Source organism: Bacillus sp. P14.5, from assembly GCF_003316765.1.
Lineage (GTDB): Bacteria > Bacillota > Bacilli > Bacillales > Bacillaceae_B > Rossellomorea.
The window spans coordinates 146015-170498 of sequence record NZ_NIJF01000060.1; the positions used below are offsets into that span (position 1 = coordinate 146015).

Annotated in this window: 23 protein-coding genes and 2 pseudogenes; 7 read left to right on the forward strand and 18 right to left on the reverse strand. The window is 41.1% G+C overall.

The features are described 5' to 3' along the window. Positions 1 to 484 precede the first annotated feature (484 nt). The 3 genes and pseudogenes from B9Z54_RS08145 to B9Z54_RS08160 form a co-directional block, all read right to left on the reverse strand. Positions 485 to 1042, reverse strand: coding sequence for a nucleoside/nucleotide kinase family protein (locus B9Z54_RS08145; RefSeq protein ID WP_113927924.1), 558 nt, complete (start codon positions 1040 to 1042; stop codon positions 485 to 487). Continuing rightward, positions 1039 to 1472, reverse strand: a pseudogene (locus tag B9Z54_RS08150) (NUDIX hydrolase). Before B9Z54_RS08150 ends, B9Z54_RS08145 begins: the two are co-directional and overlap by 4 nt. A 298-nt stretch (positions 1473 to 1770) precedes the next feature. Next, the gene (locus tag B9Z54_RS08160; RefSeq protein ID WP_113927926.1) at positions 1771 to 2295 is read right to left on the reverse strand and encodes a class I SAM-dependent methyltransferase; all 525 of its coding nucleotides are present in this window, start codon (positions 2293 to 2295) and stop codon (positions 1771 to 1773) included. Positions 2296 to 2511: 216 nt separating this feature from the next. Here B9Z54_RS08160 and B9Z54_RS08165 point away from each other — a divergent pair, with 216 nt between their 5' ends. After that, positions 2512 to 3750 (forward strand): NADH:flavin oxidoreductase/NADH oxidase family protein, encoded by a 1239-nt coding sequence (locus tag B9Z54_RS08165; protein WP_113927927.1) that lies wholly within the window; start codon positions 2512 to 2514, stop codon positions 3748 to 3750. A 434-nt stretch (positions 3751 to 4184) separates the two neighbouring features. Here the strand turns inward: B9Z54_RS08165 and B9Z54_RS26435 are convergent, their stop codons facing one another. Together B9Z54_RS26435 and B9Z54_RS08175 are read right to left on the reverse strand one after the other, a co-directional pair. After that, positions 4185 to 4418, reverse strand: a complete 234-nt coding sequence (locus B9Z54_RS26435; RefSeq protein ID WP_345840704.1) for a hypothetical protein — start codon at positions 4416 to 4418, stop codon at positions 4185 to 4187. A gap of 17 nt (positions 4419 to 4435) precedes the next feature. Continuing rightward, positions 4436 to 4690 carry a S26 family signal peptidase gene (locus B9Z54_RS08175; protein WP_345840712.1) on the reverse strand — a complete coding sequence of 85 codons (255 nt, stop codon included), beginning with the start codon at positions 4688 to 4690 and terminating at the stop codon, positions 4436 to 4438. Between the two features lie 599 nt (positions 4691 to 5289). On the opposite strand from B9Z54_RS08175, the pseudogene B9Z54_RS08180 reads away from it, so the two are divergent. After that, positions 5290 to 6403 (forward strand): annotated as a pseudogene (locus B9Z54_RS08180) (AI-2E family transporter). 167 nt (positions 6404 to 6570) lie between these two features. Here B9Z54_RS08180 and B9Z54_RS08185 read toward each other — a convergent pair. Then, positions 6571 to 9636, reverse strand: coding sequence for an efflux RND transporter permease subunit (locus B9Z54_RS08185; protein WP_113927929.1), 3066 nt, complete (start codon positions 9634 to 9636; stop codon positions 6571 to 6573). 330 nt (positions 9637 to 9966) lie between these two features. Between B9Z54_RS08185 and B9Z54_RS08190 the strand changes: the two genes are divergently transcribed. From B9Z54_RS08190 to B9Z54_RS08205, 3 genes are all read left to right on the forward strand, one after another. Then, the gene (locus B9Z54_RS08190; protein WP_113927930.1) at positions 9967 to 10845 is read left to right on the forward strand and encodes a TetR/AcrR family transcriptional regulator; all 879 of its coding nucleotides are present in this window, start codon (positions 9967 to 9969) and stop codon (positions 10843 to 10845) included. Between the two features lie 492 nt (positions 10846 to 11337). Next, complete coding sequence (locus B9Z54_RS08200) at positions 11338 to 11541, forward strand: hypothetical protein (protein ID WP_113927932.1); 204 nt, start codon at positions 11338 to 11340, stop codon at positions 11539 to 11541. Positions 11542 to 11574: 33 nt separating this feature from the next. Next, positions 11575 to 12180: an STAS domain-containing protein gene (locus tag B9Z54_RS08205; RefSeq protein WP_345840713.1), complete on the forward strand. Its 606-nt coding sequence runs from the start codon at positions 11575 to 11577 to the stop codon at positions 12178 to 12180. A gap of 314 nt (positions 12181 to 12494) precedes the next feature. On the opposite strand, the gene B9Z54_RS08210 is transcribed toward B9Z54_RS08205, so the two are convergent. From B9Z54_RS08210 to B9Z54_RS08240, 7 genes are all read right to left on the reverse strand, one after another. Continuing rightward, a complete protein-coding gene (locus tag B9Z54_RS08210) occupies positions 12495 to 13055 on the reverse strand; it encodes an isochorismatase family protein (RefSeq protein WP_113927934.1) in 561 nt (186 codons plus the stop codon). 175 nt (positions 13056 to 13230) lie between these two features. After that, positions 13231 to 13650: a hypothetical protein gene (locus B9Z54_RS08215; RefSeq protein ID WP_113927935.1), complete on the reverse strand. Its 420-nt coding sequence runs from the start codon at positions 13648 to 13650 to the stop codon at positions 13231 to 13233. Positions 13651 to 13917: 267 nt separating this feature from the next. Beyond that, a complete protein-coding gene (locus tag B9Z54_RS08220; protein ID WP_113927936.1) occupies positions 13918 to 14454 on the reverse strand; it encodes a hypothetical protein in 537 nt (178 codons plus the stop codon). A gap of 234 nt (positions 14455 to 14688) precedes the next feature. Beyond that, a complete protein-coding gene (locus tag B9Z54_RS08225) occupies positions 14689 to 17274 on the reverse strand; it encodes an ABC transporter permease (RefSeq protein WP_113927937.1) in 2586 nt (861 codons plus the stop codon). Beyond that, on the reverse strand, positions 17271 to 17954 hold the full coding sequence (locus tag B9Z54_RS08230) for an ABC transporter ATP-binding protein (protein ID WP_113927938.1): 684 nt from the start codon (positions 17952 to 17954) through the stop codon (positions 17271 to 17273). Before B9Z54_RS08230 ends, B9Z54_RS08225 begins: the two co-directional genes overlap by 4 nt. 122 nt (positions 17955 to 18076) lie before the next feature. Beyond that, positions 18077 to 19084 carry a sensor histidine kinase gene (locus tag B9Z54_RS08235; protein ID WP_113927939.1) on the reverse strand — a complete coding sequence of 336 codons (1008 nt, stop codon included), beginning with the start codon at positions 19082 to 19084 and terminating at the stop codon, positions 18077 to 18079. A 1-nt stretch (position 19085) separates the two neighbouring features. Next, complete coding sequence (locus B9Z54_RS08240) at positions 19086 to 19772, reverse strand: response regulator transcription factor (RefSeq protein ID WP_113927940.1); 687 nt, start codon at positions 19770 to 19772, stop codon at positions 19086 to 19088. Positions 19773 to 20029: 257 nt separating this feature from the next. Between B9Z54_RS08240 and B9Z54_RS08245 the strand changes: the two genes are divergently transcribed. Continuing rightward, positions 20030 to 20410, forward strand: coding sequence for a hypothetical protein (locus B9Z54_RS08245; protein WP_113927941.1), 381 nt, complete (start codon positions 20030 to 20032; stop codon positions 20408 to 20410). 750 nt (positions 20411 to 21160) lie between these two features. Here the strand turns inward: B9Z54_RS08245 and B9Z54_RS08250 are convergent. Next, on the reverse strand, positions 21161 to 21352 hold the full coding sequence (locus B9Z54_RS08250) for a hypothetical protein (protein ID WP_113927942.1): 192 nt from the start codon (positions 21350 to 21352) through the stop codon (positions 21161 to 21163). 256 nt (positions 21353 to 21608) lie between these two features. Between B9Z54_RS08250 and B9Z54_RS25580 the strand changes: the two genes are divergently transcribed. Further along, a complete protein-coding gene (locus tag B9Z54_RS25580; RefSeq protein WP_240189845.1) occupies positions 21609 to 21773 on the forward strand; it encodes a hypothetical protein in 165 nt (54 codons plus the stop codon). Positions 21774 to 21804: 31 nt separating this feature from the next. On the opposite strand, the gene B9Z54_RS24750 is transcribed toward B9Z54_RS25580, so the two are convergent. The 4 genes from B9Z54_RS24750 to B9Z54_RS08270 form a co-directional block, all read right to left on the reverse strand. Further along, entirely contained in the window at positions 21805 to 21948 is a 144-nt protein-coding gene (locus tag B9Z54_RS24750) for a hypothetical protein (protein ID WP_162785134.1), read from the reverse strand. Positions 21949 to 22115: 167 nt separating this feature from the next. Beyond that, on the reverse strand, positions 22116 to 22328 hold the full coding sequence (locus tag B9Z54_RS08260; RefSeq protein WP_113927943.1) for a hypothetical protein: 213 nt from the start codon (positions 22326 to 22328) through the stop codon (positions 22116 to 22118). A 128-nt stretch (positions 22329 to 22456) separates the two neighbouring features. Beyond that, entirely contained in the window at positions 22457 to 22933 is a 477-nt protein-coding gene (locus B9Z54_RS08265; protein WP_113927944.1) for an NUDIX domain-containing protein, read from the reverse strand. Then, positions 22930 to 24477, reverse strand: coding sequence for a CPBP family intramembrane glutamic endopeptidase (locus B9Z54_RS08270; protein WP_113927945.1), 1548 nt, complete (start codon positions 24475 to 24477; stop codon positions 22930 to 22932). Before B9Z54_RS08270 ends, B9Z54_RS08265 begins: the two co-directional genes overlap by 4 nt. Between the last annotated feature and the right edge of the window lie 7 nt (positions 24478 to 24484).

A 24484-nucleotide genomic window follows, 5' to 3' on the forward strand; every position in this document is an offset into this window, starting at 1 on the left:
TAAGAGGATTGGGGAATATAGATTGGTTGATTGATAGAATGGTGTCTGATATGTGGGTGTTTGGGAGGCGATTGCTGTAATGGTAGAGTTGTTTTATCTTTTGGGGGTTTTGCGGCGAATCACCATGCTTCAGAGTGGTTTTTGGGGTTTAAGTATGGTGTTTACGGTTTAATCACCATGCTTCAGAGTGGTTTTTGACTTTTAGCATGGTGTTTACGGTTTAATCACCATGCTTCAGAGCGGTTTTTGACTTTTAGTATGGTGTTTACGGTTTAATCACCATGCTTCTGAGCGGTTTTTGACTTTTAGTATGTGTTTAGCGATTAATCACCATGCTTCAGAGAGGTTTTTTAACTTTTAGCATGGTGTTTAGCGATTAATCACCATGCTTTAGAGTAGTTTTTCAATTTGTAGGATGGTGTTTACTGGCCATTCATCTTGATTTTTACCAAGGTGATACCCTATCCAGGTCTAGATGTTCTTTTCATGCTTCCTGCCACCTCAAATTTAGTTCGTCTAAAATCAGTTCAATAATTCTATCAGAGGGCAGCGTCCCGTCAACAATAAGATCTGCGTCACGTTTAATGGTGGTTTCCATTTCTTTATATGCCGCCCGCCCCTCTTCTAAGTAAAATGTTAAATCCTTTTGTATTTCTGATGAGGGTTCATTATTGTAATCTCTCAAAATCCTTCTTCCCATGGCTATATCCAATGGGGTATCAATGTATATTGACAGGTCGATCAAATATCTCAAAGATTGATTTTTATAAGAGAAAGGGTAGTCAAGTAAAACGAATGCCGGAGGATCTTCGGATTCAAGAAAATTTATAACGTCATTAATCAAAGGTTCCAAATCCCATAGGTCATAATCTGCCCCATCATTCACCCATTTCACCAGGTCATCAGGCGAATTCTTCCAAGAATACCCATCAAAAAACAGGAGAGTTGAGTTCATTAATCTTTCTCCTAGAGATTTGGTTACAGTTGTTTTTCCGCTGCCCGACACTCCTGATATCGCAATTATTTTTGATCCGCTGCTCATACCCCCGCCTTCTCCTTCAGCTTTTCATCAGCCATTAATATATTTTTCTTCAAATAAGGGGGAATTTCAGGATGTTCCAGTATCTCAGAAGTGGCCATCCAAACGACTTCATCAACTTCATCCACGCTTTTTGGGTAGGGTTCTCCTGATTCGTGCTGACATAAAAAACAATATCAATAACATGCAGGCCTGAATCAGTAACGAACGAAGCACTGTTTATATACTGAATTTCTGAAACCTCACAACCTACTTCTTCGAAAATTTCTCTCTGCAATGTCCTCTCCAATACATCTGATGACACTCCTTCAATCTCACATTTTCCGCCGACTAACGAAAGTAAGCCTCCAGCGTGTTCTTCCTTTTCACTTCTTAATATCAACAGCCATTTTCCATAACAGTGAATGGCTCCTTCAACATTGACAATAAACATTTTCACCCCTCCTGCTTCACTTCATTTTTTCTCATCAACATTTCAATTGTTCCATGATAATGAGGTTCACCGTGGCCTAAATCCAAAGAGTATGTCTGTGATCCCTTGATGGTTTTGTATTCAGGGAAAAATCCTTCCAACTCAGTCTTTGTAAAAAGCTGTTTTCGCAGAAATTGTTGCTTTCGGAAAAATCCCAAGGGCCGGATTTTTCCCTTGGATACTCATTTTTCTCTCGCTGAACAAAAAGAGCAGCTCTTTTCTTTCTTGCTTACAAGGATACTTCTGGAAAAACATAGCGTTATTTTCGAAATTGTATCGAAATAGCAACAAAGTTTACGAAAAGAGCCTTTGTAAAAAAATGCATATAGGAATCTGAATGCGGCCGATAAAAGGTATTTGGTGAGATTTCCTCATACTCCTTCTTGCTCTTCGCGTAACCAGGATCACTAGTGTCGAAAGCATTAATGTAAATGAGTCCATGCTCAACAAGCCCGTCCTTTGCCGCTTGTACGATTCCGCTGAATTCTTCTTGATTAAAAAAGTTCAAGATATTGGATAAGATAATAAGAGAGTATGAGTTTTCTTTAATTTGAAACTTTCTTAGATCTTCAGTAACCGTTAAAATAGTCAGGCCAGCCTCATCAGCAAGTTTACGGCAGCGTTCTATGGCTTTTGAGGAGAAATCGACACCCTCTACGGTATGTCCATTGCCTGCAAAGTAAAGAGCATTCCTTCCCTCACCGACTCCAAGATCAAGTATCTTCCCCTGCTTCGGGATAAGATTTTTGTATTGACAAGGGGTTCCTTTGGCTTGAAGCCCCATAACCTGCTCACTTCGGAATATTTATCATTCCAATAGTTCTTCTCTTCTGTCATTATTTTCACCCATTTCATTCACATGCTCAACAATTATTTCAAAAATATAAACTATCTACAATAAAATCTTCACTCTAGATCAAGCATGGAAAGTTGATTTACCACTTCTTTAAGATTGATAATAAGATAATGACATAAAATAACGTTCAGAGGTGAATCAAAGATGTACAATCATCATCATCCTTTATCACAACCTTTAATTCTTCCTATTGGAGTTTCGATAAAAAACAGGTTTTTTAAATCTGCGATGAGTGAAGCACTTGGAACAGAAGATCACAACTCTTCCCCTGCACTGGCAACTCTTTATAACACCTGGGCGGACGGCGGGACAGGCCTCGTGGTTACAGGCAATGTCATGGTGGACAGGAACGCACTTGGTGAATCAGGGAATGTGGTTATTGAAGATGAAAGAGATTTAGATTCTCTCAGTCAATGGGCTAAAGCGGGAACAAGAAATGGGACTCATCTATGGATGCAGATAAATCACCCCGGCAAGCAGTCTCCGCGAACGCTTTCCAAGAAGCCGGTGGCCCCAAGCGCTCTCCCGCTATCAGGGAACTTAAAAAAATTCTTTAATGAACCGAGGGCTCTTACAGTAGAGGAAATCCAAGACTTGATCAGCCGATTTGGAAAGGCGGCCAAGATTGCACAAAAAGCAGGATTTACGGGGGTCCAAATTCATGGGGCTCATGGCTACCTCATCAGTCAATTCCTATCACCTTATCACAACCGTCGAAATGACGAATGGGGCGGCAGTTTGGAGAATCGAATGAGATTCCTGCTGCATGTTTACCATGAAATCCGTAAACAGACAGGCGAAAATTTTCCAATTGGGATTAAGTTGAATTCTGCTGACTTTCAGCGAGGCGGTTTCACAGAAGAAGAATCTCTGGAGGTTATTCGTAAGTTAGCCCAGGCAGGAATAGACCTTATCGAGATTTCAGGGGGTAATTACGAGAATCCCATGATGCAAGGGTCCAATGTTAAAGAAAGCACCAAAAAACGTGAAGCCTATTTCCTCGCGTTTGCTGCTAAAGTACGAGAGATTGTGTCTACCCCTTTGGTTGTAACAGGAGGCTTTCGTTCAGAAAAAGCGATGACAGATGCTGTTGTTCAAGGGGAAATAGATATGGTGGGGATCGCCAAGCCCCTTGCCCTGATTCCTGACCTGCCAAATCAAATTTTCCAGGGAACATATGAAACCATAAAGCTGAAACCGATGACAACGGGGTTGAAATGGCTCGATAAGTCTGCATCCATGCTGGAAATTGTCTGGTATGAGCAGCAGCTGGCACGGATGGGGAATTCCCAACCTCCCAAACCCGGTCACAGTGTATGGATGGCATTGCTTCATACGATTATAACCAACGGTACAGCAGTCTTTAAAAAACGGCGTGCGTAGTAAAGTCAAAACCGCTCACTCAAGATTGGGAATATGACAGAAGGCCGAAATAGCTTGGAGAAGGCTCTTTAACTGACTTCTAATTGGGAGAACCTGCAAGAAAAGGCTCGGAGCTTATTGCTCTGAGCCTTTTTAAATAGAAATATTTACTAAGAAACAGTAAAATCAAGTTACTTCAATAGTGCTTTTTAAGTAATCTATTTTCTTAATATCTTTATTGTTATTTTATCTGAACGGTAGCTGTCCTTAGAAGAAGCCTCATAAACCCTTAAATATTGTTTGTGATCCAGCAGATAATACTTTGCGTCTCCAGCCAGATGTTCTACTACATCATCTAATTCTACTCCTGCGAAATCAGGTAAGGTGTCGATAACTCCGAATTCGACTGATAGCCCTTCTCTAGAGAATTCTTGTTCATGTAAATCGATGAGGTTTTACCCCATTCCCTCCATGATTTCCATAATGTTTTTCCAGTTATGTATTGATAATTGGGGTGGAACTTCCCACCCTCTTCTATCACCTGGTACATGTATATCCAGGTCTTGGGCATCCCACCACTTTCCTGTCACAACTTCTAAACCGACAGACCCCATTAATAAAGGGATAATACTAAAATCGTTTAGCTTTTTTGCAATTTTTATAAACTCATTGTATTTGTAGTTTTTCATATGTTCCTCCCGTTTTTCTAATACATATACTGACTGTCAGGAACTTTGCCTTGCCCTGCAGCTGTATTTTCCAATGTAAATGAATTTGACAGGTTCCATCCGAATCTTCTTTCACGTTCTCTCAATACTTTGATATCAAATCTTTCGGGTTCGCCAATTTTAAATACAATGACCCGTTTACCGTCCTCTAAAATTGTATTCATAGAGGCAGCTTTCACCATAAGCGGGGTAAATAAGAAAGTGCGTAAAATAAGGACAATTACATTCGCAATTGTTTTGAACTATTCTACTATTTCGGTTGTCTCTTCACCCACTTTTCTATCCTCTTTGTTCGCTGTAGGTATTAATAGGAATAGTTTTCAATATTTATTCCACTCATCCCTATTAAACGCTTATGAGCTTGAACAAGTATAATTTGTAAAATAAATCCTGAGGTTTGCATAATAATATTATCGACTTTTAAGACACTAAGGAATTATAGCCAGTTGTCATGGAAATAAATGTCGTCATTATTATTTTTAGATTGTCATATTGGTCTGCTAAGCGTTCATACAGGCAAAAAAATTAGACACTTTATTTAACCGAAAAAAGAATTAATTTAACGCTCTCATGGTTACTTTCCTGATTTAGATTCACATGAACACAAGGGATATTCCACCGTTGTATTCCCTATTGTCAGCAATAAGAAATGACCAGGCAGGAAACAATAACGTTATTTAATCGTCTTGCGAAGTATGTAATGGTACGAGCAGAAAATTCAGTATGTTGCTGCCTCCTGCCCAAATTTTTTAGATACTGCCAAACATTGTTAAATTCTCCTCTTCTTGTTATAATCAAAGTCTACATAACTGTTAATAAAAGAGGTCATGACGTGTCTAAAAAAAGTTTGCAATTCTGGCTGATACAAATTCTGTTGATAGTCACCATCGTATTTGTATCTACGAAAATCTCATTTCTGTTCGAACCCATCACGTATTTTTTTTACAACCTTGTTTTTTCCGATTTTGATTACTTTGTTCCTGTATTTCCTATTGAACCCGATAGTGAAAATCCTGCAGCGGTATAAAGTACCAAGAATCGTTGCCATCTTGATCATTTATTTATTGATTGTCGGGCTTCTTGTGCTGGCGATCGGAAATCTTGTGCCCACAATTTCAAGACAGTTCACGGCCCTGGCTAATGAACTCCCTTCTTATGCGACGCAGGCGTTTCAATACTTTGAAAACCTATCAAGATCGCCTGAGTTAAGAACGTTCATGAATGAACAGGCAGAGCTTTTGGATACAGCTCAGCAGAAACTGGTTGATTTTGCGAACAACCTGCCTACGGTTATCACCGGGAGCTTTCAAAATCTGCTTGGCCTGGTAGCGAACATCGCGATCATCCTGGTTACAGTGCCCCTCCTTCTTTTTTACATGTTTAAGGACGGACACAGATTCCCAGTCGCAGTTTCAAAGTTCTTGCCTGAAGAGTACAGGAAGGAAGCTTTAACCATCCTTAAAGAGACAGGCAGCACTCTTGCCGCCTATATCCAAGGGCAGGTGACAGTCGGGCTGTTCGTAGGGGTTCTGTCATTTATCGGTTATTTGATTATCGATTTAAGGTTTGCTCTGGTACTGGCCATTACGGTTTCAGTCACGAATATCATTCCTTACGTCGGACCGCTCATTGGCGGAGCACCTGCTGTAATTGTTGGGCTGTTCGATTCACCCGGCAAGGCATTATTGGTTCTGCTCATTCTGGTCATTGCCCAGCAAGTGGAAGGCAATATCCTGTCTCCCCTGATACTCGGCAAAACACTGGACACCCACCCTGCGACCATTGTTATACTATTATTGGCAGCAGGAAACATCGCGGGAGTTCTTGGAATGATCTTGGCAGTACCAACTTATGCCGTCAGCAAGACTATCGTCATTAACTTGGTGAAGTTCCTGAAGGCACGTAAAGAAGCCAAACTCCGGGCTGAACCTGGAATTGAAACTTAAATAAGGTTTAGAGAAGACAGATGGAACTGCTCATCTGTCTTCTTTCATGTTTCGAAATTTTTTTTGATTTTCCACATTCAAACCATACTGTTGGATTACGCTTCTAATCCCCTGTCATCTATCAAAGCAAAAAAGAGAGAAGGAGTTACTCCCTCTCTCTCCACTCTTTATGCTGTTGCTTTCTCCCTCTTCTTCCTTCTGAAACGGTCAAACACTAGATACAGCATCGGTACAATCAGCAGTGTCAATATCGCTGAGAATAAGATACCGGAAATGATGGTGACGGCCAGCGGTGTAAAGAGTGCGTCTCCGCTTACGGCTACCGGCAGCAGCGCGACAATGGATGTCAATGCTGTCAGCAGGATTGGGCGCAGTCTGGTGCGTCCCGCTTCGACCACTGCCTCTTTCACTTTCATGCCGTCCTTCAGTCCCTGCTCAATGAACTCGATCAGGACAATGGAGTTCCGTACCACGATACCAGTCAGTGAGACCATACCCATAACAGCAAGGAAGCTGATAGGTGTTTGTGTCACAAACAATCCAAGGATGGCGCCTGCGATAGCAAGGTAAACAGCAACCAATACCAGGAAAGGAAGTGATAGTGAGTTGAATTGCAGGGCAATCAATAAATACACAAGGAAGATAACAATAATGAACAGGATGGTGATTTCAGAGAAGAAATCCTGCTGTGCTTCATTTTCTCCTCCAAGTGTCACGCTGTAATCGCTCTCCAATCCTTCCTTGACGTTGTCGACAATACTTTGTACATCTTCTTCGTATCCCTCTTCATTTTCAGGGAAAGCACGAATGGTGATCGCACGTTCTCCATCTTTGTGAGGAATTTGTTGAATTTCTTCTTGATTCTCTACAGTTACCAATTCATCCAATGAGATCAGTGTCGGTGGACCAGCAGGATTTTCTCCGGCAGCTGGCAATTCAAGGGCCGATAAGTCAACTTCCCCTTCTTCCCCTGCAAGTACAAGGGTCATATCCCGCTTGGTGACACCATTATCAAAGGATTTCATCGGAATTCCTTCTGTAGCTAATCCAATTTGTTCACTTATCTGCTTTACAGTAATGCCGCTTTCTTCTAAGGCGTCCCGATCGGGAACGTATTGAATGGTTGGAGCAAACTCCCCTACGTTATCCACCACAAGATTGGTATCGAGTGAGCGGATTTCTTCCTGAAGTGTATCCCTTAGTTGGAGCAGTTTTTCTAACTCTGGACCTGAGACAGTGACTGTTACAGGAGCGCCCGCTGGAGGTCCCTGCTGGATCGTTTCCATGAATACTTCCGCATCAGGGTATTCACTTCTGAGCTTTTCTGTCCACTCATCAATCAATCCTTGAGCTGTTTGATTTTCACGATCTACACGCGCCACAATCTGACCTGTGTTAGGCCCTGCATTTGATAATGAGCTGTTGAATAGGTTTGGCAGTCCAGTACCTGCAAAGACACTGGTTTCGTGGACACCTTCATCGTTTTTCAACATCTCTTCCATTTCAGCAAGTGTTTCTGACGTTTGATCTAATGTGGTTCCGATTGGCAAGGTCACATCGACCGTTACTTCCTCTCTGTCCGCTGAAGGGAAGAACTCAAATGGTGTCAGAACGACTAAACCAAAGATGGCTGTAGTGAACACCAAGCCAATCAAAGCTGTAATGAACGGCTTTTTTGAAAACTTGGTTAGAACAGTATCAGCATAAAAATCAGCAAGCTTATCCAGCGGCTTTCCAAGAAAACCAGGGGAATCTGAGATTTTTTTGCTTGTTTTGCTGTAAAGTAGATATCTCATCACCGGTACGAAGATCAAGGCAACCAAAGTAGAAGCAATAATGGTCGTAATCAGTACTGTTGGCAATGCGCGGATAAATGCTCCGTTTCCTCCTGATAAAAATACCAGCGGAAGGAATGTGAAAACAATTGCGAAAGATGAAGTCACGATGCTGACCCATATTTCTTTTACACCTTTCACGGCACCCGCCAATGCCTTGTCTCCAAGTTTGTACCTCCTCTGGATATTATCATTGACGACAATGGAGTCATCAACTAGGATACCAAGTGCGATTATGGCTCCGATAACCGAAATCTGGTTAAGGTCCACTTCTGCATAAGGAAGCGGAATCAAGCCCATCAAAACGGAAATCGGCACAGCGAGTGCGACAACCAAAGCACCTGAACCTGTCAAACCGAGTGATGTGGTGATGACAACAGCTACAACTGAAATGGCCAATGATAAAAATAGTCCATCAAATATGTCAGTTACAAGATTTGCCTGAGAATAATAGGGAACCAGTTCCACGTTTTCAGGCAGTCCTTCTGCTAATTCCTCCACTTTGTCGCTCACTCTTTGATCGACAGTGGGGATATCTTCGCCAGACTGCACGTAAGCGGTAAACGAAATAGCAGGTTTTCCTTCAAAGGTAATTATGTCTTCTGCCTCTTTTGGCTGAGTTTCCACACTGGCAACATCACCCAGTAAGACTGTTTCACCTTGAGGGTTTTTCCCGACGAATACATCGTTCATTTCTTCTATTGTGGAAAAGTGCTCTACGGTCAGCTGGACAACCTTATTATCAATTTCTTGTTTTCCAAGAGGTGTAGGATAAAATTCATCATTGATTGCTGACATGACGCTGCCAACATTCAATCCAGCTTGTTTTAGGTCATCAGGCTGAAGTTCTATTAAAATTTCTTCCTCGGGCAGACCTTTTACCGTCACCCCTTCAACACCTGAAAGTTCTGAGACTTCGTCAGTCCAACGATCGAGTTCTGTCTTCAGTTCGAGAAGGTTCTCACGGCTCTCGCTGGTCAACTGATAGGAAACGATCGGCATCTTTACCGTTGATTCATTGATTTCCGTGTCAAAAACTTCTTCGGGGAAACTCGTGGAAGCATCCGAAACAGCTTGCCGCACATCCCCGAACACTTCTTTTTTGTCTGCGCCATCTTCTACCTCTACAATAATAGTAGAGAAGCCGGCAGCAGAAGAAGAACTCAGTTCCTTGATCCCATCTATTGTCTGCATAGAGTCTTCCAAAGGATTGGTGACTGTTCTTTCCACATTCTCTACAGTGGCTCCGGGGTAAACTGTAGATACGGTTCCAATATTGACGGTTGTTTCAGGTATTTCCCTCTGTGGGAGCTGTAAAAATGTAAAGATCCCTACAATCACAAATAACAGCACAAAAATCAGTGTGATTCTGGATCGGTTCAATATTGCCTTTAACATGTATAAACCTCCTTTGTTGTAATTCGACCCATCGGTCAATGTTTAACAATTTAAAATTGAGAATTGCTTATATAACAGTGTTTATAAAGGTGACTCATTAGTCATTCTACAGCCTTTCGATAGATAGTCAAGAATTAATGTGCAGCTTTTACAAAGAAAACACATTTGGGTTTCTGGAATCACATGAATCAACGGACCTTTCGGAAAGCTGATATAAGATAATGGAAGTTATGCTATAATTAGGTGATTTGACGAAAGGCCTCTGAACCGCTAAGTAAATATGACCTATACCTAAAAATAGATCTGAATGTATAAAGGATGGTGAATGCGATGAATAAACGAAAAGCGATATTGGAAACGGCTGTAGAACTCTTCGCCGAACATGGATATGCTCAGACTTCGATGCAGCAGATTGCTGACAGTATCGGCATATCGAAAGGTTCGCTGTATTCATTCTTTCAATCCAAGGAAGATTTAATCATTTCAATTTATGAACACTATCAGCAGCTGGTTTTTGAAAGAGCCTATGTAGTGGGCTTGGATGGAAATCTGCCTGATGAAGAAAGACTTGCAAAGCAATTTCAGGTGCAGTTTGAAGGCATTCTGGAATATAAGTCTTATATGAAAATGCATATGAGGGGCGACACAGCTAAAAACAGTGATAAACTAGCGGCCATGGAACACAGGATGAGAGGCCGGTTATTCAGCTGGCTGGAGCATAATCTCCTGCAAATGTATGGTGATAAGATTCTGCCCTACAAATGGGATCTGATGTGGATGGCACAATCCATTTATTCCTCTTATATGATGCTGCTCATTTCAACTGACAGCGGACTGCAGCCTTCTAAGCTGGGAGAACACATCGTCAGGCAAATCTCGATTCTTGCTCAGGATTACTTTAAAGGAAACAGCTCTCCCCTTCTGGATGACGAAATCATGCAGCCATTCTCAGTGAATATGGACCGCCAGGGGGCCTTCATTTCATTTGAAAAACGGGAAGAGGCATGGAAAAAGCTATATGATAAAATTCATTCTTTGGGTGAAGCTTCTGAGAATTACCTAAGTATGGCCGACCGTATTTCCGAAGAATGCCGAAAATCTAAACCGGATGAACTGATCATAAAGGGAATGTTCCGGCTGCTCTCTGATAAAGAGGAGCTTAGGCAGGAAGCGATGGAATTGGAGGAAGAACTGCTCTCGCAGCATTGAAATGCGGAGCAGAGCTAAATACTGCGATTTCAGGGTGATCCTTAAAACAAGAATACGCTTTTCATAGTTACGAACTGAGCGCCTTAATTGGATTATAAATGATTACTGGAATATCAGAACAATATAAAAAAGCAGAAAGCACCCACTACTATTTTGACCATGGATCTTGTCAGCTTGTAAATCAGGGTGCTTTTTTGCTGCTTTTTTTGAAAAAAATTTAAGTCGCTGAAATAATTGCTGTAATTTTAACCATATGGTTAAAATAATTTTGATTTCGAAGGTTACTCCTTTAACAGAAGTCTTCTCAATTAATTTGTGCATTGTTTGGTTTCATTGGTGAATGTCATTCTTGTCTAGAAAAATCACACAAGCTTTTACTGTCAGCCATTTCCCCTTTTTCCTCATAGTATAAGGTCTTTTAGTATGAAGACTGTAAGTTTTACGGTATACTTGCATGTGCGTTCTGTAATTATCTGTAAGGGGGTGAACATTATGAGCTTTTCTCAAGCAACCAATTACTCTTCCATAGAGGAAGCTTCAAAGGATGTATTGGAGCTGATCAGTAAATTTGTTGATGTGAATACGTTCTTTGTAGCTAAAAACGATAAGAAAAATGTTGATATCATACAATCATTCAATCGAGAAGACGCAGTGCTGGAAGCAGGATTCAAAACTTTTTACCGTGATTCCTACTGACAATTCATCGTCAGAGGTGGTCGTGAACCACTTATCATAGAAGATTTATTAAAGTTTGAGGAAACAAGCAATATGGAAGTAACAAAGAATCTTGGAGGCGGCTCCTTGATTGGTATGCCCATCTACTATAGTGATGGAACCAACTTCGGTACACTCTGCGGAATGGATTTGCGCCCTCATCATTTCACCGAAGAACATATTTCTTTATTCAAGGCTATGGCAAAGCTGCTTGAGAATGTTTTGAATCTTGAAAGAGCGAACCACAAAGTACAAGCTCTCTCTGCTCCTCTTGTGCCCATATCCGATACAGTGGCGATACTGCCGGTCATTGGGGATGTAGATGAGGAACGTACCAATAGAATTATGGAACATTCATTATCCCAGAGCCTGAAACAAGGCTTGGAGTATATGATTTTTGACCTATCAGGATTGGTTACCATTGATGAATGCAGTGCTTTTAATCTCTTAAAAATCGGGCAGTCACTAAAGTTGCTCGGTGTTCGCATGATAATAACGGGAGTGCGTCCTGAACTAGCCTTGAAAGCTGTTCAATCAGGAAGTGACCTGGATCGTATACATACTGAATCCAATCTGAGTGACGCTTTGCGTTCTATAGGGTATCATCTTGAAAAAAGATAAAAGGCAAAAAAGATTTAATTCATAACTGCGTATTTAATCTTATAAAGCATGTATGTATACTCTGCCAAATAAACCGCTTGGATCATATTTCCAAGCGGTTTATTCATTATTTATCAGAGGAGGGCATAAATAGCTTCAGGCTTCCCCTCGACTGCTGGAATACAACCATCAACACACCCAGGACCCAGCCCAGCTCAAATCCAGATAAAGCACTACTTTATATCCCCTATTCCTTTTCAAATAGAAGAACTGAGTATCAAAACACTTTAAATTTTCGGTTAGAAGGATGGGTTATTTATTATTATTTAGTGGCTCTATTCCCTATAAGAATTATGGGTCGGCTGGAACAACTCTTCGTCGGATTTCCTTACTATTGAAAAGTTCTCTACATTATAATGCCCATGAAGAGTTTCGTTGTGATGCTGTATTATCTGTGCTGCACTTAAACTTTTACTATCAGGTGTCGAATGTCCATCGGCTACCAAGGTCACATCCAGGCCATTGATCGTTGCTGTTCTGACGGCAGTATCGATACAATGCTGAGTGGCACAACCCATTATGGCGACATGCTGTATTTCCAGGGATTGCAGGTGATTCAATAGCCCAGTGCCATGGAACGAATTTGTGGCAGATTTATCAAAAATAATGCTGTTTTCTGGAACGCGTATTCCCTCATGAATCTGAAACCCTTTTCCCTCACCTTGCCCCACGTCGGTGTCTCTTACGAAAACAACCGGGATATCAGAACCTAATGCTTTTCCGATGACAAGGTTGATCGTTTCTACCAGTTGTCCTTTCCTGTAAACAGGCTGCTCTTCTTTATTTCCTTCTATTAATTCCTGTTGCGCGTCGATTATTAACAATAATTGATTCATCGTTTTCCCCTTTTCTTTTTGTTAGATGCCATACTAACGTACCCTTAACACTGTGCTTTCTTCTTTTAATTGTACGTTTCTATTTACAGCAACTCAGTCACTCTGTCCTTCAATCCAGTGACCAGTATCTTCCCGATAACCTTCCCTTTTATACTGTCATGGATATCAGGTGTTATCAACTTTCTTCTTCAACATCTGCTAAAGAATCTCCTGTCAGCAGTTCATAGAATGATTCTGCTTCTTCATGAAGAATGACCGCTCTTTCATTTCCATCTTTACTCGGTCTGACCATTTCGATCGAGTTGTCTCTAGTGTGAAGGAGAACATCAACCATTTGATCGTTAAGGGTAAACATCAAGTCTGTTCCAGTATAAAGATCAATCTTGCTCCATCTTTCGTTTTCGAGTGTCGTTTCTAATCTTTCAATATCGTTTTTGTTTGTTATGGAACGAACGGTTTCAACTGTTGTGCCTTCTTCCACTTTTTCAACGATGATTTCCTGGTTTTGATCAGGCTGGCTGCAACCAGCTAAGCTAAAAAGTATGGCTAATGAAGTGATAATAAGTTTATGTTTGATGGTAAGTCCCCCTTTCAAAAATTACAAGTTTAGTAGACATCCATCTAGGAAATTTCCAGATAAATATCTAGAAACTCTCAATCCTTGAGAATTGCTTGGAAGTTATCTTATGATTGGCTCGTGTAGTTATCATTACTAATTTTACCATAAATAACAATGTTTAGATGAATGAATCTTGATAGGCCTTTCTACATTTGGGTTTTGGAAGTTATGGGTTGCCCTTCTATAAATATGTATTTACAAAAAAGCAGAACAAGGTAATCCTTGTCCCACTTTAAAACATCTTTATTCTTCACAGCTGGTAGAATACAAAATCGGCACATCACAGAGCGATTCCACCATGACATCGGCAAATACGTTTGCTGCTACGCCGGTGAAAGTGTTGCATAGGTTTGAGATATCATCATTGAAAAATTGAATCACTTCCGGAGTGAATACAGGATAAACCGCATCCGGCTCTCCAGGGATTTGAGGCTTCACCACTACTTCCACAAAATAAGGGTTGCCGGATAGAGCTGTTTCCATCAGTGCTGCTACTGTAAATGGGCTTAAAGGACAAGGCAGTGGATTGACAATCTCTTGATCTCCATTGACAACCACAACATTTACTGTGATATTTCCAAATTCCACTGAGGATTTCAAAAGCGTTGCCAGCGCAATGGCCTTTTGGTTATCAGAAACGGTCACCAATGCTATAAAAGTCGAATCGACTGGTATAAGCGGGCCGACCGTCACTTCCGGGTCCTCACCTATCGAGAACTTCAGTTCATTAAAGTATGTGATCCACGGAGGTGATAATTGAATATCTAGTGAATTTTCCATGTGAATAAATTCCTCCTAATTTTACTAGTGAGTGTTACATAATATAGTATTCATAGAGTAGGAAATAGTGTGGGACAACCATCTTTGATAATAGATAGAGTTTGATATTGTGTCTTTAACACTGTAAAGCATGAAAAGGGACAGTCCCTTTTCATGCGGTGATACATTAAAGCGCAATGCTCCTTCTCAAAAAAAAGGATGAGCCGCTATTCACGGCTCACCCTGGTCTATCCTTTAGATATTCTCTTGCTTCAATCCTTCTATTATGTTCTGTTTTTTGATTTTGGAAATGGAGTACAGCATGGCCGAGCTGACGATGGTGAATATCGCTGCAACTACAAACAGTATATCCAGCCATGGGACACTGAAGCCATACTCAAAGGTTTCCCTTACAGAGAGATGGATCAGGTACATAATAACGAAGCTTATCGGCAAACCATACAGCAGTGCATTTACCCCGTAAAAGATACTTTCATAATTGATCATTTTATTGAAGCCCTTTGGCGTCATGCCGACAGACTTCAGCATCGCAAATTCTCTTTTTCGTAATGAGATGCTGGTAGAAATAGTGTTAAAGATATTGGCTATCGAAATTAATGAAATTAACGCGATGAACCCGTAGGTGAATACAGATAAAAACATAATCAACTGCTGTTCACGTTCTCTATTTTGTACGACATTGTAAATATACATCGAGGAAGGAACGATTTCTTCAAGTGCTTCCTGGGTTTTATCAGCATCACTACTGTTAAGATATAGGCTGGCATCCACTTGATCCAGCGCCTCCTCGTTTACAAGCTTTTCCAGTGTCTCCACAGGCACCACAATATCCAATCCGCCGAGGCTTGCTGTATTGCTGCCCATAGGCATTTCTCCTGTCATTGCTCCGATCTCAACATTACCTAATGAGGTGACTTCGTTTGTTTCGTAATTCGTAAAGAGGAGTTGAATTGAATCCCCTGGATTTGCATTTATAGAGGCTGTTTCTATAAACCTGGAAGTTGCATAATCCTGATAGGCTAAATCCTTTATTACAATTGCCTTGGGCTCCTCTGGATTCCTATAAGCTGAATCGTCCGTCCCTACTTTTTCGGCATACTTTTTAAAACTCTCTTCATTTAATCCATACAGATTGACATAGTATTGATACTTCCCGTCCTGTAGTTCGATTTGCTCATCCTGCTTTATTAAATCTTTCAAGGCTTCAGGAAATTTATCCTTTTCTACCAATGATGTGAGCTGCACTGTTTTTTGAATACTATAATCCGTCACAGCTTCCAAGTCCACTAAAGGTTCTAATATGGATGTATCCCCTTTGCTTCCTGCCACCAATATATCGTAGTCTATATTCATTTGTGACATTTCAACCGATCTGCTTAAATTATCTGTAAAAAATGAAACAGATAGGAAGAGAATAATACTGATGACAAGCGAAAAGAGAGTCGCATAGTATCTCTTTTTATTCCTTTTGACATTTTTCATCCCGATTTCAGCTTCCAAGCCGAATATCTTCCTTACGAGCTTCGATGTTTTTACTGTTTTCCGTGATAATTTAATATCCTGTGTCTGGCGGATCGCATCAATCGCAGAAACTTTTGATGCCTTTCGTGCCGGCACGTAGGTAGAGATAAAAATAGTGCATATCGAGATTAAGCAGGCTGCGAAAATGGAAGACGGTGTTACTACAACTCCAAGCTTTTCCGTTGTCCCTAATGCCTCTTGTAAAAAAGAGTTGATGAACATGAATGTCAACGCAATACCGCCTACACCAGCCAAGACACCAATCGGAATACTGATGAGTCCGATTACTGTCCCTTCAAAAAAGACCGAATTTCGCTTTTGCTTCTTGGTTGCCCCAACACTGGAAAGCATCCCTAAATGCCTTGCTCTCTCAGAAACACTGATCGCGAACGCATTATAAATCAGCGATACCGATCCAATAATGATCACCGCAATAATAATGCCTGCCAAGGAAAACATGGTAGTTCTCAGATTACCACTATCTGTTACACCATAGAAACGTAAAAGCTCATCATTGAACCCGATTTTCTCCACACCAATTTGCTCCGCCAGTTTTTCAGCCTGTTCGAATAGTGCACCGTTGATTTCATCTAATACGACAATGGCATCAACTTCTGAAGATTGCCCTAAATTTTCAGAGTCAATATAATTAATCACTGTATACCCTGGTGACCATGAATTCTCCCAGGTTGGCATTTCGATTGTTCCTACAACTGTGAAGGTTTCCGTGGAGGTTACTTCCAGAGTTTCGCTAATTCCGTTCTCATCCCTTTGAATTGAATAATCCTGTGACAAGGGTTCACTCTCGCCTCCCAAGAGCCTATTACCAATATTCACGGTCATTTCATCGCCGATTTTATATTCGATTTCAGTGTCTGAGGCTATTTCTTCAGAAATGACTACTTCATCTGCAGCTTGCGGAAGCCGGCCACTGCTTAATTCAATCGGAAACTGTTCCATTCCTTGGGTGTTATATGCTTTAAAAAATAAATAGGGCTTGTCTGTTTCTTCTGCCCCTTCCAGCTTCGCGTAGCCAACGTCATTAGCAAGAATCAAATCTTTAGTATTCTCATCCTTTTGTATCGCTTCAACTTGTTCGCTAGTGACATTTTTATATTGAACATGCCATTCACCATTGTCTGCAATGGACTGCCTCTGAAGCAGATCAAGAAATGAGACACCGAGCGTAGCGACTGCCGTCACCATGGCAACTGAGATGATGACACCAATAATAGTCACGAGTGTCCTTCTCTTATTTTTCTTCAAGTGCCTCAAAGTCAGTTTGTTGATGATGTTCATGGACGGATCACCTCGTCCTTGGCGACTTTTCCATCATTGATTTCAATAACACGGTCAGCCTGCAGAGCAATCCGTTCATCGTGGGTGATGACGATCAGTGTCTGGTTATACGTCTTATTGAACATTTTCAGAAGTTCCATGATTTCATTGCTGTTTTTACTATCGAGGTTGCCAGTCGGTTCATCCGCCAGTATGATTGCCGGGTTGCTGATAAGGGCCCTGCCGATCGAGACACGCTGCTGCTGCCCCCCTGAAAGCTGGTTGGGAAGGTGACTCAGACGGTTCGTTAAACCAAGTGTTGAAGCAATGTCATTGAACTGCTTTTGATCCACTTTATGTTCGTCCAGAAGCATCGGCAGAGTAATGTTTTCTTCAACTGTCAGGATCGGTATCAAGTTATAAAATTGATAGATCAAGCCGATCTGCCTCCGCCTGAAAATCGCCAGCTGTGTTTCGTTCAGTTGATAGATATCGGTGTTATCGACCAGTACCTTGCCGGAGCTTGGTCTATCCACACCGCCGAGTAAATGCAGCAAAGTGGATTTACCGGACCCTGATGGACCGATGATGGCGACAAACTCTCCTTTTTTTACTGAAAATGAGACATCATCCAATGCCTTTACTGCTGTTTCGCCCTTGCCGTAAACCTTAGACAGATTTTCTATTTGTAATATACTCATTGTTTACCCTCCATAATTTAAGTGTTGACCTCAGTATATCTGCCTAAGATGACTATAAAGTGACTTTCAAAGTGACAATTTAGTCACTTAAGGGGATAGGCACGTGTCCTCAATGGACGATCCTATCCCCTCTCTGTTCTGTAAAATTTAATTATAAACTCGGTTCCGATGCCGGATTCGCTTCTGACTTCGATATCTCCCTGCTGGCCGGTAATGATGCTGTAAGCCATCGCAAGCCCGATTCCCAAGCTGTCTTCACCTGCATTTCTACCTTTATAAAAACGCCTGAAGATATACGGCAGCTCTTCTTTGGGTATCCCCTTCCCATTATCTTTCACCCTTATTTCGGTAAAAAGAGGATTCTCAGAGTACGAGATCGATATCTTGCCGCCATTAGGTGTATGCTCCACGCAGTTCTTCAGAATATTGATGATTGCCTCTGCAGTCCATTGGGGGTCTCCTGTAAAAGTTACATCGTTATCTCCTTCTATCAAAAATGTCTGCTCTTTTATATCCATGGGGATGGACACTGGTTGTGCGGCCCTGGCGATGAGATCGCGGACTGGAACATTGTTCTTCTTGAAAACTACGGTACCGGCGTCAATTTTTGATATTTTTAAAAGAGATGATACGAGCCACTCGATTCTTTCCAGCTGCACGGTGATATTCTGAGTGAATTCAGCTCGTTTGGATTCATCCAGATCCTTATCACTGAGTAAATCGGCCATCACTGTCATGGATGTTAACGGGGTTTTCAATTGATGAGAGATATCCGAAATCGCATTAGTTAATTTGATTTTATCCTGTTCCAGATGAGAGCTTTGTTCTGAAAGCATCAAAGTGACTTTATAAATATCACTTTTTAAAATACTCAGTTCACCCTCGTAATTGTCCCGGACATCCAAGTCATAATCGCCATTGCTAATACGTCTTAAATAACCTGAGAGCTTTTCAATTTCACGGTATCTCCATTTGGTGAAAACTAAACTGCAGCCAATAAGCAGTCCAGTGGCCGCCAGAACAACTAATGCGGCAGCGCCAGATAGAAAGATAGCTGCCGCTCCACTGAAGACAGCTGCAATGACTATCATAAGTATATGAAACAATTGGATTTCCCTGTTCCGCCACATATTATTGACCTGCCTTGTAGCCCAAACCGCGGACGGTCCTGATGATCATAGGGCTCTGCGGGTTGTCTTCAAGCTTTTCCCGCAATCGTTTAATATACACAGTCAGAGTATTGTCGTTCACGAAATCACCTGCCACATCCCAAATCCGGTCAAGCAGCTGTGCTCTGGTCAAGACTTGGCCGATATGATTGGCAAAGATCATCAACAGCCTGTATTCCAAGGCGGTCAGCAGCACCTCTTCGCCATTTTTGAACACTTTGCCTTCCAGGGTGTTAATCCTGATATCTTCAATATCTATGTAGGTTTTCGCCTGTTCCGGCTGCTTATGGTATCGGCGCAAAACTGATTTAATCCGTGAAAGCAGTTCGCGGACCCGGAATGGTTTCGTTATATAATCATCTGCCCCCATATCCAGTCCCATCACCACATTAACCTCATCATCAAAGGCTGTTAGAAAAATAACAGGCTTGTCCTCGCGCTTCTTTACCAATTCACAAAGATCATACCCGCTTCCATCAGGGAGGGAGAGATCAAACAAACATAAATCAATCTCATGAATCCTGTCACTTATCACAGACCTTGCCGACTGAACATCATGACAAAGAACAGTATCATACCCCTCCTGCTTTAGAGAATACTCTAAACCAGCAGCAATCGTCCGATCATCCTCCACCAACAAAACTCTCATCACATACACCCTAACCAAAATCATTTTCCTCTATCATATTTTATCTCTTCCATTCCGTCAAAACGATCTTTACCACACTAAAGCACGAAAAGGGACAGTCCCTTTTAGCAGGGTAACGCATAACGCGCGAAGAGGGACTGTCCCTTTCAACGTGGTAACGCATAAAAGCAGACACCATTTCTTAGGTTTTAGTCATTATCCAGGGGGACAAACCATATTTTATAGATAGAATACATCTACAAAAGGAGGGTTGAAAGTTGAAACAATTCCTAATCTCAATGGCAATTATCGTTACAGTGGGGACGGTCTTATTGGTAAACGGATTCGTTGAAAACGTGCAAGAAGTAAATTCTTCATTCGTAAATGAATTCTCTGAAGAGGCGGCTGCCCAAGCACCTGCAGACCCCCTCCTCTTACCTGCAGAGTTGGGGAATTTTATCGAGGAAGAAAACAAACCTGACACAGCACAGACAGAGCTTATTCCTGCCAGCCTGGAATATCTCTTTGACGCTAAATTTGAGGAAGACGGTTATATCGTCGAGATCTATAGAGAATATGAAATTTACCGAGATGTGGATGGAAATGTGATTAAAGAAGTTCCGACAAGCAATTTTGAATATATGAGGTATAAAGAATAAGGTATTGTTCTCTTGGTTAAGTGGCTATTCTAGCCAGGAAGATAATACAAAACATACTGGATTCACATTAGAATCCAGTGTGTCTTTTTATGTTTAATTATTATAATAAAATTCTTATTGATTAAGGTAAACTCAACCCTCAACACAACATTAAATTAGAGGAATCTTAAAGATATGTTCAGTTTAGCCAGGGAACATGCCATTAAGTCAGAGTAACCCGAAGATAATGTTACGATTAGCAGGGAAACATGCCATTAAGTCAGAAGAACCTAAAGTTAATGGTACGAATAGCCAGGAAACGTACCATTAAGTCAGAGCAACTCAAAGATGATGGTACGATTCGCCAGGAAACATACCATTAAGTCAGAGTAACCCGAAGATAATGGTACGATTAGCCAGGAAACGTACCATCAAGTCAGTGCCACCAAAAGATAATGGTACGATTCGCCAGGAAACGTACCATTAAGTCAGAGCAACCCAAAGATAATGGTACGATTAGCAGGGAAACATGCCATTAAGTCAGAGCAAACAAAAGTTAATGGTACGATTAGCCAGGAAACGTACCATTAAGTCAGAGCAACCCAAAGATAATGGTATGATTAGCTGGGAAACCTACCATTAAGTCAGAGCCACACAAAGTAAATGGTACGATTAGCAGAGAAACATGCCATTAAGTCAGAGCAACCCTAAGTTAATGGTACGATTTAAGAGAAAGCACACCTTTTAAAATTCACTTAATCATGACTCTCTTCAAACATCAGAAGAATCATCATAATCATACCGAAAGCCATCCTGGTTGGCCGCATTTTGGGTATTCTTGCCGGATTGCACCTTTCCAAGCACTCTTTGATATAATTGTAATTCCTGTTGATCCCCGGTATTCTCTGCAGCTGACCTCAATGCTCTCTCAATTACCGACTGTTCCTCATCAGAAAATTTCATCTTAACACCTCCTGCCCCTTCATGAATCACTCTATACTTTTTGTTGTTCAGTACGTGACTATTCATGAAACATCTAAAAAATCATGACCTATTATCAAAATATATTGAAACTTTCCTCCCTCTGATTCGTATCTCCCATAAGGAGGCGTTATGCTATGGACTATGGATTATTAGTGATCGGCTTTGCTCTTTTAGTGGTTTCTTTCCTAACAGGAGTTAAAAACAAACCTGGTTACTTGCCGGCTTTAATGAAAAGATGATAAAGAATAAGTCATTACTGAGAAACATTACGGGATTAGGCTTCTTTCTTCCTCTTGGTTTGATTGTGATTTTCAACAGTATTGTTGATTATGAGTATGAAGGGACCGTGCTCGTAGCGGCGATGCTATTGCTGCTTACGGCTATGTATATTTTTTATTAATAGAAAGCTGCTTGATTAAAGAGGCTATATATTACCCGCCCCACCAATAATTATTCTTCGCCCTCTCCTCTTCCTGCGTTACCTTCTCACTTCGATGTTTCTTTACAGATAATAAACTCACTAACAATCCTAAGATAGCAAAAATCACAAACATAAGAATGAAAGTCCATAACATACACTTCTCTCCCCTTTCTCCTCGAATAAAATGTTTTCTCCATTTATATCCATTATATATCAAACATATGTAAAAAGATTACCATTCTCAAAAAAGCAAGATTCCTCTCCTGCTTCCACCTAAAAAACAAAAGGCCGGACAATAATGTCCAGCCTCTATATATAAAATCAGTATTGATAGCCATAACCAGGCGGGCAGCATGGTCTAGGCGGGCCAACCCATGGCGGCGGGGGAGGCGGCGGCGGATACCCGTAAAACGGTCTGGGACCTATAAGCGCCGAGCCTAACAATCCTCCTGCCAGCCCTCCTAAGAATGGCAATCCGAATCCAAATCCAAAGAAACGTTGATTTTGCGGCTGATAAGGGCCTCTGTAGTACATACATTCTTACCTCCATTTCCTATATATATCTCTACACTATTTTATATGTAGGAAACTGGGTTTGGCTTGGGCATCTGTCCCATAAGCGCAAAAGCTGTTCTGCTGGAAATTATTTTCTGATGTAATATTCAATTGAAAATCCGTAAACATTCCGGCGGATTCTTTTTGACGAAATGTCTTTCAATGAACACCAGAACTTCGTCGTTCCCAGGTAATGATACGTTTTCAATTGCTTCCTCAAATGAAAGCCATTTAAAATCGCTATGTTCTTCATTTACAGTAACTTCCTGATTTTCATCTACAAAGCCTCCAAAGACCGGAGCCATATAAATATAATTTTCAGCAGGTGAATAAAACTGATCAAACTTATTGGAGGTGTATAGGACCACACTTTCAACTCCGGTCTCTTCACGAATCTCCCTTAAAGCTGCTTCCCAAGCCTTTTCACCTTGTTCAATCCCGCCCCCAATGTAACACCATGCTCCTTTAAGTACTTCTGAATTTCTCCTCAATAATAAAACCTTGCAGCCGAATCCTGATTTTTTCAACAGAACCACGGCAATACCTGAACACCTTAGAGGTATGTTATTCTCCAACTTTCTCACTCCCCTAAAGAAAAGACCTCTGCTATAAAAGGTCCAATCACGTGCAGGGTTATGTCTGCTGTAAAATGAGCAATGATCGCGAATTCCAACCCTATATAAACAAACAGCGCCCCAAACACAATCCCGCCTAATCCGTTGATGACCAGCATGCTCACAAAAATTCCTAAAGTCATTTCATAAGCAGACGAAGCAACGCTGTAGTGCATCAAACCAAAAACAAGCGAAGCTAAAATGATGGCTGTCCAGTTCGTAAAGGTACTCCTACCCTTTTTCAATTTCATGAACATCCAGATTAAAAAGGTGATGAGAAACAGGCGAAATATGGATTCTTCATTGACTGCCGCTCCAAAGGACCCAATTACACCCAGCCACCATGATGGCTCGTTAAGAGATGAGTTATCCACTCCCAGTCGTTCAGAAACCATTAGACTGAAAATGATAATCGCTGCACCTGCCAATATACCGTAAAAGGCTGAAACAGCAATTTTTTTATGTAAGTTTTTTACCGATTCATTTTTGGCCACGATTGATTCAATGATCGGGATTTTGACTCCTGTTCTTCTCGCCAGCCAAAGGGCGATGAACAGCAGGATTCCCGCTTCTAGAAATACCTGTACGACATAATACATCGTGAACGCCAATTCACTAAGGCCCATAATTTCATGATAGTTTTCCCTTGCCATGGCGTAAGGAGCGATGGCTGAAGCGCCCAGCACATTGAGAATAAGCAGGATGAAGTAAACCTTCCAATTAATCAGTGACGGTTTTCTTTTCTGTACCTCAACGTAAGCAGCTTCATCATCTGTATCATTGTAAGAATCCATTCTGGTTTTTATTGTTTCTATCAAAGCATCTGCCTGGTCCATATAAATCAGTGCTTTTGTTACCTCTTTCTTTTGCCCGATATACCCTCTGGCATAGAGAGGTTTTTTAAAAAGAATTTCATACTTCAACTCATCTGTCACACCGAAAATCCTTGTGAGCACCCTGGGTAGGGCTCCAGCATGAAAGACATTTTTTTCATGAACCATTCCCCCGCTTTTATGGTACTGCACCTTCGCCGGCTGGATACCTTCCACATCTTTTACATGAAAGGTTAACTCCCTCCTTGCGCCAATCTTCATCCTTACTTTATTTTTAATGATTTCAATAGGAGAATTTCTGACGAGATTATAGTCTCCTAATATATATAAAATACTGTATACATGAAGGATGAGAAGAATGTTAGCTCTAAGTGGATCAACCTCTTTCAAATAAATGTGAAAGACGATTCCTTCGATGACCTGTTCATGAAGCAGAGCCAGGAATAACCAGAAATACAGGGATCCTTTATGATAGTAAAAGGTTTGGACGTCTGGGGAATCCAACTCTTTTCTCTTCCATCGGAAAAAGGCATAGTAAATCATCAGCCACTCTTTTTTGATGAGAGTAATAAAAGGATTTCCTTGGACATCGCCGCGTCTATGTTTTACAAAAAGGATGACCGCAAAAATTTCTGCTAATGTGATTAAAAGGACAATCGATATAATCAATTCTGTATCCATAAGCACA